This is a genomic window from Acidovorax sp., assembly GCF_046291265.1.
In the GTDB taxonomy this organism is placed as follows: domain Bacteria; phylum Pseudomonadota; class Gammaproteobacteria; order Burkholderiales; family Burkholderiaceae_C; genus Acidovorax.
This window is the reverse complement of record NZ_JBKBTV010000016.1, coordinates 42,105-57,633: the sequence shown is the minus strand read 5'-3', so window position 1 is coordinate 57,633 and position 15,529 is coordinate 42,105. Positions and strand designations below refer to the sequence as shown.

Sequence of the window (15,529 nt, the reverse complement as noted above, 5' to 3'; positions counted from 1 at the left end):
TGTCAGGGCTGGGGTGGCGGTTGGGGTCGCTTTCGATCCACCAGGTCCCATCCCACCACCGTTCGGGCTGAGCCTGTCGAAGCCTCGCGCGGCGCTTCGACATGCTCAGCGTGAACGGGTGGAGTGGGGGTGGACGGCTCGAAGCTAGTTCATCGATTCAGGGAAGAACCTTCAGGTCTTTGACGAAGCTCGTTGTGTACGTCTCGGCCAGCTTGACCTTGGCAGGATCAATGAGCTTGGTCTCGACCAGGAAGTCATAGCTCGCCTTGGCGCGGGTGTCGGTCATGATGCCGATGCCCATGGTGGCGGCGTCACCGCCCGTGGCCATGCCCAGTTCCTTGAGCTTGGCCACGCTGTACGCGAGCTGCTCGTCGGTCATGTTGGGGTTGTCCTTCTTGATGAGGGCGTTGGCGGGAGCCGGGTCGTTCAGGTAGCTCTTCCAGCCTTCCATCGATGCCTTGACGAACGAGGCCACGGCAGCGCTGCGTTCCTTCACCGTCTTTTCCATGCACGAGATGGTGGTGGCATACGCGGGGTAGCCCTGGTCGCTGAACATCAGCGTGTTGGCCTTGACGCCTGCCTTGGCAATGGCAAACGGCTCCGACGTCAGGTAGCCCTGCTGGGCCGTGTTCTTGTCGGCCACGAAGGGCTGGATGTTGAAGGTGTAGGGGCGCGTCTGCGAATCGGTGAAGCCGTACTTGGCCTTGAGCCAAGGCCAGTAGCCGCGCTGGGCTGACGACGCGATGAGGATGGTTTTTCCCTTAAGGTCTTCAAACTTCTTCACGTCCTCGTGCGCGATGAGCACCTGCGGGTCTTTCTGGAACACCGCGGCCACGTTGACCACGGGCACGCCGCCTTCACGCATCTGGATCATCTGCAGGTCGCTCGATCCCATCACGCATTCGGCCTGGCCTGCAGCCATCATTTGCACGATGTTGACCTGCGGGCCGCCCATCTTGATGGTCACATCGAGGCCGTACTTTTTGTACAGGCCCGTGGCCACCGCTTGGTAGAAGCCGCCGTGCTCGGCCTGCGCATACCAGTTGGTCATGTAGGTGAACTTTTCCTGCGCGTGCGCAGTGCCCGACATGGTGCCGACGGCACCAACAGCGAGCAGCGCGGCTGCACCAAGTTTGGAAAGGCGGGAGGCGGTCTTCATCATGGCAGTGCTCCGGTAGGGTGGTGGAGGGTGAACGAAGGGGCAACGAGGGAAAAACGAAGTGGGCTGGGGCTGCGTTCGCAGGTTTCAGGCCAGTGCGGACGAGTGCTCCACATGGCCGGTGTGATTGGCGCGGCCCCAGGTGGCTTCGGGGCGCGCGGCCCACTGCAGCTTGTGCAGTTCGGTAATGGCGGCGGCCCAGCTCACGGCCAGCGAATCGAGGATGGCGTGGCCCTGCTCGGCCGTGGCGGGCAGCGGGTCGCCAATGATTCCGCTGGGGCCAAAGTCGCGTGCGCTCCAGGCGCAGGCGGGGCGGCCGTCGGGCGAGAGCAGGGGCGAATCAAAAACGGGCGGGTAGTTGACCACCGCACGTTCCATGTGCACGGTGTCGGGGGCCAGGGCCAGCATCAGCGCCGTTTCGGCATGGCCGGCGTGCATGGCCAGGCGCTTTTCTTTGTCCGACAAATATTTACCCGCCACGTGCGGCACGCGCCAGGTGAAGCTGGGCACCACGATGAAGTCGCCGTGGCGCAGGCGCAGCTCGCGCGCGCACATCTCCATCACCTGCGGCTGGCCGCCGTGGCCGTTGACGAACAGCAGCTTGCGAAAGCCCGCGCGGTATACCGACTCACCCACCTCGTTCATGGTGGCCAGCAGGGTCTCGCCGCTCAGCGTGACGGTGCCGGGAAAGTGCAGGTGCTCTTCGGACTTACCGTAGGTGATGGGCGCCATCGCAAAGGCGGGGATATCTGCGGGCAAACGCGCCAGCGCATGGCCCACCACGCCCGCGCTGATGACCGTGTCCACCGCGCAGGGCAGGTGCGGGCCGTGCTGCTCGGTGGCGCCCGTGGGCAGCACGATGACGGTGTTCTCCTTGTCCGGCAGGTCGACGATTTCGGTCCAGCTCAGGTAGGGCAGGTAGCGGTGGGGCGGGTTGTAGCCGTGCAGCATGTGAGACTTTCGTGGAGGTGTAGGGGGTGGATCAGCGCTGCGGCAGATACGCGGTCGCTTCGACTTCGATCAGGATGTCTGGCGTGGGCAACATGCCGCTCACTTCCACTACGGTGGAGGCGGGCGGTTCGCCCGGGAAGAACAGCTTGCGCACCCGGCTGTACTGGGGAAAGTGGTCCAGGTTCTTGAAGTACTGCACCAGCTTGAATACGTCGGACATCTGGCCGCCTGCGGCTTCGATGGTCTGGCGGATGCGGTCGAGCACGTACCAGCTTTGCGCAAGGATGGGGCCCTCTTTGATGTCGCTGCTGAACTCGCCGGTACGGCCGACCAGCGTGGCGGCGTCGTCGGGAATGTCGGCATAGCCGCGCACGATGCGGCTGGCGGTGGGGTCCACGGCGATGATTCCGCTCAGGTAGATGAAGTCGCCTGCGCGGCGCCAGGCGGCGTAGCGGGCCAGGGGCTGGGCGATGCCCGGTGTGATGGGTGTGGCAGGTGTGGGGGCGGTCATGCCGGGCTCCTTGTCAATTGGGGTGTGGGCACATGCCAGGCGGCAGGTGCATGGCCACTGGCGACGCGGCCCTGGCGCAGCACCACGCGGCCTTGTGAGCGCGATGGAAAGCCCCAGTGGTCGGCCTGGGTGAACACCAGCAAGTCAGCCGGGTCGCCAGCCTGCAATGGCAGTGCGGGTGTGCCCCGGCGCATCCAGTCGGCGCGGCACAGCGATTCACTCCACTGGTCGAACGGCGCGTCCAGTTGCGCGGCCAGCACGCCGGTGGCAAGAGCCTCCAGCGGGTCAAAGCTGCCCACGGGGCAGAACGGGTCTTGCACGTTGTCGCTGGCCACCAGCACCGGGATACCGCGTGCGCGGGCCTCCTTGATCAGCGTGAGGCCGCGCTGGCGCGGCGTGCGGCCAGTGGTGGCGTCCTGCAGCAGCAGGTTGGTGATGGGCAGCGTCACCAGGGTGATGGGGCTTTGCGCCACCGCATCCAGCGTGGCGAGTGCCGTGGTTTCATCCTGCGCGGCCAGTGCGCAGGTGTGGCCGCAAACCACATGGCCTTCGAACCGTAGCTCTTTCAAAAGCGCCGCGGTGGTGGCCAGCCCCAGGGCGCCCGGGTGCAGCTCTTCGTCCACATGCAAGTCCACGTTCAGTCCGTGGTGCTGCGCAGCCTCGAACAGGTGGCGCAGGGCCTGGGAGTTCCAGTTGGTGGAGTGCACAAACCCGCCCAGCAAGGCGCCGGGGCCGCTGGCAGCCACCGTGGCGGCCAGGCGCATGGCGGTGCTGCGGTCGGCGTACAGATGCAGCGGGATCAGGCCCACGCGTTCCAGCGTGATGCGGTCCGCCCAGTCGTGGGCCAGCTCTCGCAACACGTTCCAAGCGAGCGGTTTGGCATCGGGCTCCCACCAGTCGCAGTGGGTGCGCACGTGCACGGTGCCCGCTTCGTAGGCCCACTGCAGGGCGCGGCTGGCTCGGGCGTGGATGTCGGCCTCGGTCCAGCTTTGGCGGTCCACCATCATGGCGTCGATGGCACCCAGCAGGCCGGGCTTGACGATACCCATGCGGGGCAGGGTGAAGGCCTTGTCCAGATGGGTGTGGGCATCGACCAGGCCCGGCAGCACCAGGGCACCAGCCACGTCCCACGTGGTGCCGTGCAGGGCCGCGGCAGGGTCGCAAGGAGTGATGTCCTGTACCTTGCCAAGGGACAGATGCACGGTAGCCAGCGCGGGCTGGTGGCCCGCTGCAGGCCAGTGCTGCGGCAACAGCCACCGGGGCAGCCGTGCGCCAACGATGTGGTCAGGGGTGTTGGATGTGTGCATGCCGATGCTTTCGTTGCGTCAGGCGAACCGCGCCATGGCCTGCCCCACCCGGGTCTTGAAAGCGGCCAGGCGCACAGGTGTTGCAACATTCATGTGGTAGTACGCGTGGTAGCTGACCCGCGCCTTTCCGCCTGTGAGCAGGCGCAGGTAACGCGTGATGGACTTGCGTGGCGGGTCGCCCATGAGCATGGCCGTCCAGCGTGCGCGGCCGTAGGTGACTACGGCAGAAATGCGCTTGATGTGTGTGAGCGAGGGCTTGACGTTGTTCGGGTCGCTGATGTCAAAGGCCACCCCGGGCATCAGAACGCGGTCAAAAAAACCTTTGAGCATGGCGGGCATGCCAAAGCACCAGGTGGGAAAGCAGAACACCACCGCCTCGGCCCACAACAGGCGATCTACATAGCCTTGCACCGGCAGGCGGTTGCTGGGCACGTCGTGGTAGCCCAGGCGCTCTTCGCGCGTCAGCACGGGGTTGAAGCCCTCGGCGTACAGGTCGCAGTCGTCCACCTCATGCCCCGCGCTGCGCAGGTTGCTCACCACCTCGGTGTGCAGGGCGGCGTTGTAGCTGGTTTCGACCGGGTGGCAATAGATGACGAGGATGCGCATGGCGGGTGTCCTTCGAGCCGGGTCAGAGATCAAGCGTCAGCGTGGCGCTGTGGCTGCGTGCGCAGCACACCGCAACCTGGGTGGCCTGCTCGTCGGCACTCAGGCAGCTGTCGCGGTGGTCGGGGGCGCCGTCCAGCCAGCGCGTCACGCAGGTGCCACACACGCCTTGTTCACACAGCGTCTCGATGGCCACACCCGCCAGTTGCAGCACGTCGGCCATGCTTTCGCCGGGGCCCACGGGCAACCGCATCTGGCTGCGGGCGAGCACCAGTTCAAAGGTGGTTTCGGTGGCCGCCGAAGGTGGCGTTGGGCTGATGGTTTGCATTTTTGACCATTTGATTTGATCGATTGGTCAAACTAATGCAAACGCTGTGCCAGCAAGGCCAGGAGCGGGTTTCGGCGCGTTACGAGGGCTTGCCCTGCGTCAAGGGCTGCGAGAACTGGTGGCGATGCCCGCAACCGGGCGCGATGTGTTTAATCTGGTGCGAGCCCGCAGCCCAACAGCACAAAAGTGGTGAGTTCGCGCACGATGGGCTCGCGGTCGATGGCTTCGTCGGGTGCCAGGCCCAGCATGATGTGCACCTGCACGCCGTAGTCGGCGTAGTGCTGCGTCATGCCCCAAATCTGCATGAGCAGCAGCGTGGGGTTGACGGCGCGCATGCGGCCCTCGGCGATCCAGCGGTCGATCAGCTCCACCTTCTGCTGCGTGGACTTGACGGCCACGGGCCAGTATTTGCCCAGGTTGCGCCCACCGCCCAGCACCTCGGTGGTAAAGATGCGCGACAGGCCGGGGTTGTCCAGCGCGTAGTCGAGTTTCTTGCGCACGTAGCTCGTCAGCACCTTTTTGGGGTCGTCGCTGTTGTTGTCAAAGATGAAAGCGCCGGACCACCCATTGAGCACAGAGTACAGCAGCTCTTCATACAGTTCTTCTTTGCTGCTGATGTAGTAGTGAAGCTGCGGCTTGGTCAGCCCCGCGCGTTCGGCAATGGCCTTGGTGGACGCGCCCTTGAACCCGTGGCGGCTGAACTCTGCAATGGCCGCCTCGCGGATGGCCGCCAGAATGCGCTCGCGCCCCTGTTTGGAGCGGCTGAGCAAGGCGCCGGAGACATTGCTGCCGCTGTCGGTTTCGGGTTCGGTCATGGGGAATGGAATGGGGTCGGCGAAGAAGGTGCTGATTCTCGCCGTTGCTTGCTCACCGGGGGTCAGGTTTTCCAGAAACCGATGTGTGGTGCGCTGGACTCTTCGATCAGGGCCGGGCCGATGCATTCGATGGCGTGGGGCGAGGCCGCAAACACGTCGCGGCACGACAGCTCGGCGTCACGTTGTTCCCCGCGTTCACCGCGGAAAACGCGCAGGCGCACGGCGTCGATGCCAAACACCACCCGGCCAATGCCCGACCAAAAAATGGCGCCTGCGCACATCACGCAAGGCTCTGCCGATGAGTACAGCGTGGCCTTGGCAAGCGCATCGCGGCCCACACTGGGGCTGAGTTGGCGCACGGCATTGGTTTCGGCATGGCCTGTGCAGTCGCCCGTCTCGGTGGTGTTGCAGTAGGCCTCGGCCAGCAGCTCGCCGTCGGCGCTGATCACCACCGCTCCAAAAGGACGGTTGCCGCGTGCGCGTGCCGTGCACGACCAGGCGATGGCTTGGCGCAGGTAGGTGCCGTCGGTGTCGTTGAGGGGCGTGGGGTCGTCCAGATCGGTGGGGGCTGCGGACAAGAGGGCGTGCATGGGTTGTCTCCGTGGATGGCGTGATGGTCGGGATCGGTGGCGCAACGTCGTGCGGCCGGCATGCCCGCCATTGCTGTTGCCATCGCTATGCATTTGGCATGCCAATAACAAACAGTGACATGTATGCATGCTTCTTTTCGCGCAAAGACGGCGCATTGCAGAGGTGCCCAAAGGCGGGGGTGGGCATTCTTCTTGCATGGCCGTTTGCAAGAGTAGAAGCGTTCACTGCGCAGCCGCTCATGCCCTTGTGCATGTGGGCCAGGTCAGCCGGAAATTGCTCTTGAAGCCCGCACCCTGCGGTGCGCGTGGCGCACCCTGGCTTCAGGATGAGATCGGCCTTGCCTTGTAGCGACAAGAGGAAACCTGCACGAGCAGTCGCAAGCAGCGGGTCGCATTTTTGAAGCGTGGAGCGGGAGGTGTTCACTTCATCCACTTTGTCTTCAGGAGAACCGCATGACCCCCAACCCTTACCCACTCGACGAGCTGCAGAAAGAAACGCGCATGGGCGCGATGGGCTCGGAAACCGGCAACCGCGAGATCCGGCGCATTGACTTGTCGGACTTTGCGCAGCGCAAAACCGAGATCGCTGATCAGCTGTGGGACGCCGCCGTAGATGTCGGCTTTTTCCAGATCGTGAACCACGGCATTGACTTGGCCGAGGTGCGCAACGCCTTTGCCATGACCGAGCGCTTCTTTGCGCTGCCCGAGTCTGTGAAAGCCCAGTACCCCTTGAAGAAGGCCTTGAACGTGGGGTGGGAGAGCCGAGCGCAGGTGCGCCCCTCCACCGGTACGCCGGACCAGAAGGAGTCCTACCAGATCACCCGCCCGCACATGGACGGCTTGTGGCCCACCGATGCGGAGTTGGCGGGGTTCCAGTCCGCGCTGCTCGCGTTTGAAGGCAAATGTTGGCACGTGGCGATGCAGGTGCTGTCATGTTTTGCGTGGAAGCTGGGGTTTGATGAGGCGTTCTTTCAGCGCGCGCACGACCCGGCGCAGGCCAGCTACCAAAGCACCTTGCGGCTGCTGCATTACTTTGCAACGCCGCCCGAGCAGCAGGCCAGTTTGGGTTTGTGGCGCGCCGGAGCCCACACTGACTTTGACTGCCTGACCTTGCTGTTCCAGCGCCAAGGGCAGGGCGGGCTGCAGGTGTGCCCGGGCAAAGAGATGGACAGCCAGGCCTGGACTTCGGTCACCCCGGATGAAGAAGCCATCACCTGCAACATCGGTGACATGCTGATGCGCTGGAGCGATGACCAATTGCCCAGCAACTTCCACCGCGTGAAGAACCCGCTGCCCGGTGAATACATGGGCCCGCGCTACAGCATTGCGTTTTTTGCGCAGGCCAACCGCGACGCCATCATCGAAGGCCCCCGCAAGAAGTACCCGGCCATTGCCGCGGGCGACTACCTCAACCAGCGCGTCGCAGCCAACTTCAAGACCTACTGAAACTGCGGCCAATCCATGCAAGGCCATGCCACGCGCTCAAGTGCGTTGCATGGTGGTGCCGGTGTGGGGCGGGAACGGTACAGGCTTGGCGCTACGCACCGGAGCGCAGGTATGCATAGGCGCTCAGCACCACAATCGCCGCGACCGCAACCCATGTCAAAGCCCCTGTTTTGCGGGACATTTCGCCGGGCGCCAGGCCGTCTGCGTGGCGCTGGCGAGAAACATCCAGCGCGTCCACCCGGTCTTTCGCCTCCTTGAGGCCAATGCCTGCGTGTTCGCGCAGCAGGCGGATGGCTTCGATCTTGTTGCCCTGCGCCAATGCGTGTTGCACGGTGTCGGGCACGCTGCCCATGGCGGTGGACGCGGTGAACCCCGTGGGGCGTGGCATGGCGGAGTGTGAAGCGGAGTGCGATGCGGCGGCGGGGCGCGCATGCGCATCAACAATGTCCTTGGCTTCTTTCAGCGAGAGGCCATGGGCCTCGCGCAACTGTTTGATGGCGTCGATGGTGCGGCCCTGGGCAAGAGACGCGAGCACCGCGGGTGGCAGGGGATCCCCGGGTTTGAACATGAAGGACTCCTTGATGCGGCAGGTGCGCCAAGGCGGTTGTATCACGCGCCCCGTTGCTCCCAGAACCCTTGGTGGGTTTGCAGCATGGCCTGCTCTGCCTGCGCCACCGGCCCCTCCACCAGCACCTGTCGCTGCCCGCTGGCAAAGACCTCTCGGCAGGGCAAGGACAGCGTGGGGTTCTCGGGGTGGTTGCCGGTCAGCGCGAGCAGGGCAGACTCTTGCGCCCCAAACACCACCCGCCCGATGCCCGCCCAGTAAATAGTGCCCGCGCACATGGCGCAGGGCTCAAAGGTGGTGACCAGCGTGCAGTGCGCCAGATAGGGCCCCGGCCAGTTGGCCGCAGCCGTGCGTGCCAGCGTGGATTCGGCGTGGTTAGCCGTGTCGATGTTGCCTTGCTCGGCCAGCACGGTTTCGCCATCGGGCGCCACCAGCAAGGCGCCAAAGGGGTGCCGCCCCATGGACATGGCGCGCCGCGCCACGGCGTCGGCGCGCTGCAGGTGGCGTTGCAGTCGCTCGGCGGGCCAGGGCCACGGGGCCGCCTCCGCGTCCAGCGGCGATGTGCGATGGGGTGAGTTGGTTGGTGTGGTGTGCATGGCAAGGTGTGAGGTCAAGGCTCCGTGGCCGCGCCCGCAGCGGGCAAACCCATGGCGCTGAGCCGAAACACATTGTCTTCCGGGTCGGCCAACACGGTCTGCCATTGGCCGTAGTACGTGGCGTACGGCGCTTTGACGATCCGCCCGCCCAGGGCAGCTGCGTGGTGGCTGGCAGCAGTCACAGCGTCGGGGCTGTCGAGCATGAAGGTGGCGTAGCCGGTGACCGCGCTCTGCTGTCCGTCTGGAGGTGTGCGGTCGCCCAGCCCCAGCAGCGCGTAGGCGGCAGGTGCGTTGAACCCGAGCTGAAAACTCTCGGTCTCCACGGCACGGTAGATGGGAGACCGTGTGCCCACGGCCTCTGGCAGCTGCAGCAGTGCCTGGTAGAACTGCTGCTGGGCGTCGATGTCCTGGCAAAAGAGGTTGAACCAGAGCTTCATGCCATCACCGCTGCTTTGCTGCCAGGCTGCAACCCATAGGTCTTCTTGTACATGGCCTGGAGGTGTTCGCCCACTGTGCACGGCGCAAAGCGCGGGGTTTCGCCTGTGGGGATGCAGGTGGCGACCGCGCTGACCTGCGCTTCGTAGTCTGGCGTGTAGAAAAACGGGATGGAATGCCGCGGTGCGCCTGCGCTGTGCACGTTGCGCACGCGGTGCGGGTTGGACCGGTAAAGCCCGTTGGTCCAGCGTGGAATCATGTCGCCCAGGTTCACCACCAGCGCGCCTTGCACGGGCGTGGCCGCCACCCACTCGCCGCTGGGCAGTTTGACCTCCAGCCCGCCATGGTGGTCTTGCGCCAGCAAGGTGATGGCGCCCCAGTCGGTGTGTTCGCCTGCACCAAAGGTCAACGCGTCTGCGCCCTCGGGGTGCGGCGGGTAGCGCAGCAGCCGCAGCGTGAGCATGGGGTTCTGGTGCGTGTGGTCGAAATAGTCTTCGGGCAGGTCCAGCGACAGCGCCATCAACTGCATGAGCCGCAGGGCCAGGGCCTGCATCGCCGCAATGTAGGCCCTGCACTGCGGGGCCAGCGCGGGCAGTGGCGCGGGCCACTGGTTGGTGCCGTACGAGTGGTAGCCACGCTGCACGTACGGGTGGTTTGGCGGGTAGTCCAGCCCGCAGTAAAAGCTTTCTTTGAGGTCGGGGCGCGCTGCGGCGTCCAGCGTCTGGCCGCCCAGGCTTTCGTAGCCGCGCATCGATGGCGACTGGTGCAGCGAGATGGCCAGCTTGTCTGCCAACGGCAGGTCAAAAAACCGGGCCGCCAGCGCAAACTGCTGTGCAATTAGCTCCTGTGGCACACCATGGTGCGTGACATAGAAGAAGCCTGGCCCCATGCAGGCCTTGCGCAACTGCGCTGCCACTTCTGCACCGCGCGGCGCGCCCATCGGCAGCGCGCCTGCAAGGTCGATCAGCGGGATGCCCATGGTCGTCAGGCCTTGAGCTTACGGTCTGCGGCGGTTGGCAAAAAGCGGTCGGTCCAGATGTCGGCCACTGCCAGGCTGGACTTGAGGCCAAACGCGGCCACGGTCTCGTCGATGGTGGCTTGCAGGCGGGTGGGCGTGGCGGCGCCCCAGCCGTTGGCGCGGGTCTCGTCGGTCTTCATGGTGCCGTCCACAATGAGCTGTAGGCGCTCCAGCTCGATGGCCTCATTGGCCAGCGGCTCGCGTGCTTTGATGGCTGCGGCACCGGCCTTGGGGTCGGCAATGGCATCAATCCAGCCGCGCGTGGTGGCTTTCACAAACGCCTTCATCGCATCGGGTGCGTCCTGCATGCTCTTGGGGTTGGCAATCAGCCCGTTGCCGTACGACCTCATACCGAAGTCAGAAAAGCGGAACACCGTGAGCTGCTCAGGCCTCAAGCCACGGGCCTTGAGGTTGAGCAGCCCTGTGAAGAAAAAATACGCCGCTGCATCGAAATCACCTTTGACAAAACGCGTGTCGCCAATGTCTGGCGCCACGTTCTCCCATTTCACGCCACTAGGGTCAAAACCCTGCGCCTTGGCAAAGACTGGAAACAGCTTGCGCGATGCATTGAAGGGCTGGCCCAGGATAGTCTTGCCCGCCAGATCCGATGGCTTCTTGATCGCGCCGTCCTTGCGCACCATCACGGAGTTGGGGTTCAGGTCGTACTGAATCGCCACGGCCGCCAGGCGTGCCTGCGGGTTGGCGGTGTTGAACTCGATCATGGTCGACAGGTCGGCCGAAGCCACGTCATACGCACCGCCCGCCACCAGGCTGATGGCCGACGCCGAACCATTGCCGGTGTCGATGGCTACGTCCAGCCCCGCGTCCTTGTAGTAGCCCCGCTGGTGCGCCAGCAAAAAGCCAGCGCCCGAGGCTTCGATCTTCCAGCCCAGGTTGAACTTGAACTTTTGCAGGCTGCCTTGGGCGAATGCGAGGGGAGAGGCGGCACCGACAAAGGCGGCGGCACCAGCCGCGTGGAGGAGGGAACGACGTTTCATCTGGGACTCCGTGACAGGTTGGCAACAACAAACTGGCGGTGTCTGCAAGAACCTGCGTGGACGGCCGGCGATCTTGAAGACACAGCCCACACCGTGGAGCGCACCAGGGCGACGCGCGGAGTGGATCTTCAAGAGCAATTTCCGGACGTGGCGAACGCGCAGGGCACCTTGGCGGTGCGCGCGCAGTCCATTCACGGTGAACGCTTCTACTCTTGGTGAAGACTTAGCAGCTTCTGTGCCACACGATGCGCTTCACCCTGGTGGTTCAGGCAAAAAAATGCCCCGTCGGCAACGGGGCATGGGGCTGCGTTGCAGCGAAGCGCGGGGGGCGGATCACTCTCCCTGCGACCCCCGGTGCGCCCACCCCGTGGTGCGCTTTTCGATCCAGCTGAACAGTTCGTACATCACCATGGCCATGGCGCCCACCACCATCAGGCCCGCAAACGCGAGGCCCATTTGCATGGACGAGCCCGCGCTGATGAGCAGGTAGCCAATGCCCTCGTTGGCAGCCGTCATCTCGCTGACCGTGGTGCCCACAAACGCCAGCGTGATGGCGACCTTGAGCGAGCCAAAGAAATACGGCATGGAGCGTGGCAGGCCCACCTTGGTCAGCACGTCCCAGCGCTTGGCGCCCAGCACGCGCAAAACATCTTCCAGCTCGGGCTCCAGCGTGGCTAGACCGGTGGCAATGTTGACCATGATGGGGAAGAAGCTGATGAGGAAGGCCGTGAGGATGGCCGGGCCCACACCAATGCCGAACCACACCACCAGGATGGGCACGAACGCCGCCTTGGGCAGCGCGTTGAAGGCGGTCATCAGCGGGTACACCGCGGCGTAGGCCAGGCGCGAACTGCCGATGACAAAACCCAGCAGCACACCGACGACGATGGCAATGCCAAAGCCCGCCATGGTGACCCAGTAGGTGCGCCAGGCGTGGGCAGAAATAACGCCTGCGAACTCGACCAGCTGTGTGGCGATGACCCAGGGGCTGGGGAACAGAAATTCTGGGACGCTGAAGGCCGAGCAGATGATCTGCCACAGCAGGATGATGGCCACCAGCAGCAGCCACGGCGACCAGCGTTCTACGGTTTTCTTGTGCATGGGTTGGGGTCGACTGGTTTATTGCGAAAGGGGCGCGCCGACTTTTCGGAGTGCGCCGATGTGGCCACGCAGCTCGTGCACGATGTCCGAGAATTCCTTGGTGTAGGTGACTTCCAGCTCGCGTGGGCGGGGCAGTTCGATCTCGCGCTTCACCACAAAGCGGCCGGGGCTCTTGCTCATTACGTACACGGTGTCGGCCAGAAAGACCGACTCGCGCAGGTCGTGGGTGACCAGGATGACGTTGAATTTCTGCTCGGTCCACAGGTCGCGCAGGATGCACCACAGCTCTTCGCGCGTGAAGGCATCCAGCGCGCCAAAGGGCTCGTCCAGCAGCAGCATCTTGGGCTCGTGGATGAGCGCGCGGCAAATGCTGGCGCGCTGCTGCATGCCGCCCGACAGCTGCCACGGAAACTTGTCTTCGTAGCCGCCCAAGCCCACCTTTTGCAGCAGCTTGCGGGCGCGCTCTTCGTACTCTTTGCGCTTTTGCTTGAAGTTGCTGCGATAGGGCTCGACGATTTCGAGCGGCAGCAGCACGTTGTCGACCGTGGTGCGCCAGGGCAGCAGCGAAGGCGCCTGAAACGCCATGCCCGAGATCTTGAGCGGGCCGGTCACCGGCTGGCCGTCGATCAGGATCTTGCCCATCGACGGCATCTTCAGGCCCGTAGCCAGTTTCATGAAGGTGGACTTGCCGCAGCCCGAGGGGCCGACGATGGCAATGAATTCACCCTGGCGGATTTGCAGGTCGATGGCCTCGACGGCAAAGTGGTTCTGCGCGCGCAGCTCGTCGTTGTAGGCGAGCCAGACATCGCGGAAGTCCACAAAATAGGAGTCAGCAGCCTGCATGGAAGAAATTTGAATAAAAATGGCCGCTAGCGCTTATCCAATAAGCGCTAGTAGCTATCAAAATAATAGTAAATGCGCTGTGGTTGCGGCGTTTACTTCTTGGGCAGGATGTTCAGCTCGGCCGCGCTGGGCAGGAAGCTGGCGTTCCACACGTCGTCGGCGTTCACGCGCGTCTTGGTATTGAAAGCGTCCGACACCTGCGACGCCATCAGCGACAGGCGGCCGGGCACGGCCTTGCCGAAACCTTCGGCGCGTGCGTCGGGGCTGTTGATGACGGTGTCGATGGCCAATTGCAGGCGGCGGGTTTCGAGCGGCACGTTCACGATGCCGTCGCGCGCCTTCACGTGTTCGATGGCGGCTGCGGGGTTGGCGATCACTTCCTTTGCACCCTTGGAGAATGCTTGCAGGAACGCCTTGATGGCGGCCGGGTTCTCCTTGATCAGCTTCGGAGACGCGATGATCACGTTGCCATACAGCTTCACGCCGAAGTCGGCATACGGCAGCACCACCACGTCAGCGGCTTTGGCGCCACGGGCTTCCAGGTTGAGCAGCGAGGTAAAGGTGAAGCCGGTGATGGCGTCCACATCGCCGCGCACCAGCATGGTTTCGCGCAGCGGTGGGTCCATGGCGGTCCAGGTCACAGCGCCGATGCCGTTGGCCTTCTGAAAGATGGGGAACGCGCGGCGGCCTGCATCAAACACCGGGGCGCCAAGCTTCTTGCCTGCCAGGTCGGCCGGCTTGGTGATACCGCTCTTCTTGAGCGCCATGACCGAGGCGGGCGTGTTGTTGTAGACCATCATCACCGCCACGGGCTTGTTCTGCGCGTCGGGGTTGTTGGCGTGGAATTCCATGACGGCAGCCAAGTCGGCAAAGCCCATGTCATACGTGCCCGATGCCACGCGCTGCACGGCGCCGCCGGAGCCATTGCCCGCGTCCACCGTCACATCCAGGCCCGCAGCCTTGAAGTAGCCTTTGGCAACAGGCTGAAGGAACAGTGCGGCAGGGCCTTCAAAACGCCAGTCCAGCTGGAACTTGATCGGCGTCGTGGCCTGAGCCTGGGCCAGCGAAGCGCCGCTGACGAGGGCCAGTGCGACGGCGGTTTGCATGAACAATCTTTTTTTCATAGGGGCTCCTGTCAGGCAAAGAAAAAATCCGGGGAGGGAAGGTGCTGGCTACATATAGGAGCCATAGCTGGGTTCAGCAAAAACGATGCCCGGTTTCTGGACGCGGGTGTCCTGCAGGGGGCCATTGTTCACCGAAGTGGTGCATGGCGACATGCAGGGTTTCCCGAAATGGTGCAAACGCATGCGGTGGCGCAAGTGCAATGGGGCAAACGCGCAGAACCCTGGCCAATGGCGGTGGTACAACGAAGTCGACTCCAAGATCCACACACCACCCGGGGGGACTGCGACATGCCCAAGGTTTCAGAGTTTTTTGAAAACGTGCAATTGCCCACCATGCCCGATGTGGCGCGGGACCTGATTGCCACCATGCGCGACGACGACATCCCGTTCGAGAAAGTGCGCAACGCCATCTCGCGCGACCCGGCGCTGACGGCCAAGCTGATCCGCCTGGCCAACAGCGCCCGTTTTGGCCTGCCGCGCCAGGTCGCATCGCTGGACGACGCGATCACCATGGTGGGGCTCAACCAGGTGCGCACGCTGGCGCTGGCGGCGTGTATGTCGGGGGTGTTCAAGGACGCGGAGGGCGTGGACGCCACAGCTTTCTGGAAGGAAAGCATGGCCATTGCGGGCTATGCGCAGTGGCTGGCCCGCACGCTGGGATCTGACGTGCAGCAGTCGTGGCTGGCGGGGTTTCTGGTGCGGCTGGGCGAGCTGATCATTGCCCAGAAGGCGCCCGAGCAGATTCCCGCCATTGAGCTTTTGCCTCACCACGCGGGCGGGCGCTGGGAGCGCGAGCGCACCCTCCTGGGATTTACAGAAGCCCAGGTCACTGCCGAGCTGGCCCGCCGCTGGAAGTTTCCGGAAACCCTGGTGCTGGCGCTGGAAACGGCCGACGACCCGATGGCATGCACCCCCTTTTGCCGCCTGGGCGGCATCCTGCACGTTGCCATGCTGCTGGCTGAGATCGGGCTGGAAGAGCCCCAGTCTCCCGCCGACACCATTGCCAGCCTGCCTGCGGAGATCAAGCAGGCGCTGCAGCTGGACTCTGAATGGCTGGCCGAGCATCTGCCCCCGGTGGCGGGATTTGTGGACGTGGATGTGAGGTAGCGGACGTTTGCTTTGCAACAAAAACGGGGCCT

19 protein-coding genes are annotated in these 15,529 nt (G+C 64.1%); 2 read left to right on the top strand and 17 right to left on the bottom strand.

The genetic code is table 11. The features are described from left to right. Window positions 1-157: 157 nt before the first annotated feature. The 9 genes from ACK41V_RS08670 to ACK41V_RS08630 form a co-directional block, all read right to left on the bottom strand. A complete protein-coding gene (locus tag ACK41V_RS08670; protein WP_409780678.1) occupies window positions 158-1,162 on the bottom strand; it encodes an ABC transporter substrate-binding protein in 1,005 nt (334 codons plus the stop codon). An 84-nt stretch (window positions 1,163-1,246) separates the two neighbouring features. Beyond that, entirely contained in the window at window positions 1,247-2,110 is an 864-nt protein-coding gene (locus tag ACK41V_RS08665; RefSeq protein WP_409780675.1) for a creatininase family protein, read from the bottom strand. 31 nt (window positions 2,111-2,141) lie between these two features. Next, window positions 2,142-2,621, bottom strand: coding sequence for a RidA family protein (locus tag ACK41V_RS08660; RefSeq protein WP_409780672.1), 480 nt, complete (start codon window positions 2,619-2,621; stop codon window positions 2,142-2,144). After that, window positions 2,618-3,928 (bottom strand): amidohydrolase family protein, encoded by a 1,311-nt coding sequence (locus ACK41V_RS08655; protein ID WP_409780669.1) that lies wholly within the window; start codon window positions 3,926-3,928, stop codon window positions 2,618-2,620. The genes ACK41V_RS08660 and ACK41V_RS08655 overlap by 4 nt, the downstream gene beginning before the upstream one ends. 18 nt (window positions 3,929-3,946) lie before the next feature. Continuing rightward, window positions 3,947-4,534 (bottom strand): NAD(P)H-dependent oxidoreductase, encoded by a 588-nt coding sequence (locus ACK41V_RS08650; protein WP_409780666.1) that lies wholly within the window; start codon window positions 4,532-4,534, stop codon window positions 3,947-3,949. A 22-nt stretch (window positions 4,535-4,556) separates the two neighbouring features. Next, window positions 4,557-4,859 (bottom strand): 2Fe-2S iron-sulfur cluster-binding protein, encoded by a 303-nt coding sequence (locus tag ACK41V_RS08645; RefSeq protein ID WP_409780663.1) that lies wholly within the window; start codon window positions 4,857-4,859, stop codon window positions 4,557-4,559. A gap of 149 nt (window positions 4,860-5,008) precedes the next feature. Then, window positions 5,009-5,674, bottom strand: a complete 666-nt coding sequence (locus tag ACK41V_RS08640) for a TetR/AcrR family transcriptional regulator (RefSeq protein ID WP_409780660.1) — start codon at window positions 5,672-5,674, stop codon at window positions 5,009-5,011. A 62-nt stretch (window positions 5,675-5,736) separates the two neighbouring features. Then, entirely contained in the window at window positions 5,737-6,264 is a 528-nt protein-coding gene (locus ACK41V_RS08635) for a nucleoside deaminase (protein ID WP_409780657.1), read from the bottom strand. Between the two features lie 85 nt (window positions 6,265-6,349). After that, window positions 6,350-6,697 carry a hypothetical protein gene (locus ACK41V_RS08630; protein ID WP_409780654.1) on the bottom strand — a complete coding sequence of 116 codons (348 nt, stop codon included), beginning with the start codon at window positions 6,695-6,697 and terminating at the stop codon, window positions 6,350-6,352. 20 nt (window positions 6,698-6,717) lie between these two features. Between ACK41V_RS08630 and ACK41V_RS08625 the strand changes: the two genes are divergently transcribed. Then, entirely contained in the window at window positions 6,718-7,710 is a 993-nt protein-coding gene (locus tag ACK41V_RS08625) for an isopenicillin N synthase family dioxygenase (RefSeq protein WP_409780651.1), read from the top strand. Between the two features lie 91 nt (window positions 7,711-7,801). Here ACK41V_RS08625 and ACK41V_RS08620 read toward each other — a convergent pair whose 3' ends face one another. The 8 genes from ACK41V_RS08620 to ACK41V_RS08585 form a co-directional block, all read right to left on the bottom strand. Continuing rightward, window positions 7,802-8,278 (bottom strand): ribosomal protein L7/L12, encoded by a 477-nt coding sequence (locus ACK41V_RS08620; RefSeq protein ID WP_409780649.1) that lies wholly within the window; start codon window positions 8,276-8,278, stop codon window positions 7,802-7,804. 41 nt (window positions 8,279-8,319) lie between these two features. Then, complete coding sequence (locus ACK41V_RS08615) at window positions 8,320-8,871, bottom strand: nucleoside deaminase (protein ID WP_409780646.1); 552 nt, start codon at window positions 8,869-8,871, stop codon at window positions 8,320-8,322. 14 nt (window positions 8,872-8,885) lie between these two features. Then, entirely contained in the window at window positions 8,886-9,308 is a 423-nt protein-coding gene (locus ACK41V_RS08610) for a VOC family protein (protein ID WP_409780643.1), read from the bottom strand. Further along, window positions 9,305-10,285: an isopenicillin N synthase family dioxygenase gene (locus tag ACK41V_RS08605; RefSeq protein WP_409780640.1), complete on the bottom strand. Its 981-nt coding sequence runs from the start codon at window positions 10,283-10,285 to the stop codon at window positions 9,305-9,307. Before ACK41V_RS08605 ends, ACK41V_RS08610 begins: the two co-directional genes overlap by 4 nt. A 5-nt stretch (window positions 10,286-10,290) precedes the next feature. Continuing rightward, window positions 10,291-11,322 carry an ABC transporter substrate-binding protein gene (locus ACK41V_RS08600; RefSeq protein ID WP_409780638.1) on the bottom strand — a complete coding sequence of 344 codons (1,032 nt, stop codon included), beginning with the start codon at window positions 11,320-11,322 and terminating at the stop codon, window positions 10,291-10,293. A gap of 333 nt (window positions 11,323-11,655) precedes the next feature. After that, on the bottom strand, window positions 11,656-12,423 hold the full coding sequence (locus ACK41V_RS08595) for an ABC transporter permease (RefSeq protein ID WP_409780635.1): 768 nt from the start codon (window positions 12,421-12,423) through the stop codon (window positions 11,656-11,658). A gap of 18 nt (window positions 12,424-12,441) precedes the next feature. Beyond that, window positions 12,442-13,266, bottom strand: coding sequence for an ABC transporter ATP-binding protein (locus tag ACK41V_RS08590; RefSeq protein WP_409780634.1), 825 nt, complete (start codon window positions 13,264-13,266; stop codon window positions 12,442-12,444). Between the two features lie 92 nt (window positions 13,267-13,358). After that, window positions 13,359-14,390, bottom strand: coding sequence for an ABC transporter substrate-binding protein (locus ACK41V_RS08585; protein WP_409780631.1), 1,032 nt, complete (start codon window positions 14,388-14,390; stop codon window positions 13,359-13,361). Between the two features lie 288 nt (window positions 14,391-14,678). On the opposite strand from ACK41V_RS08585, the gene ACK41V_RS08580 reads away from it, so the two are divergent. After that, on the top strand, window positions 14,679-15,497 hold the full coding sequence (locus ACK41V_RS08580) for an HDOD domain-containing protein (protein WP_409780628.1): 819 nt from the start codon (window positions 14,679-14,681) through the stop codon (window positions 15,495-15,497). The last annotated feature ends 32 nt before the right edge of the window (window positions 15,498-15,529 follow it).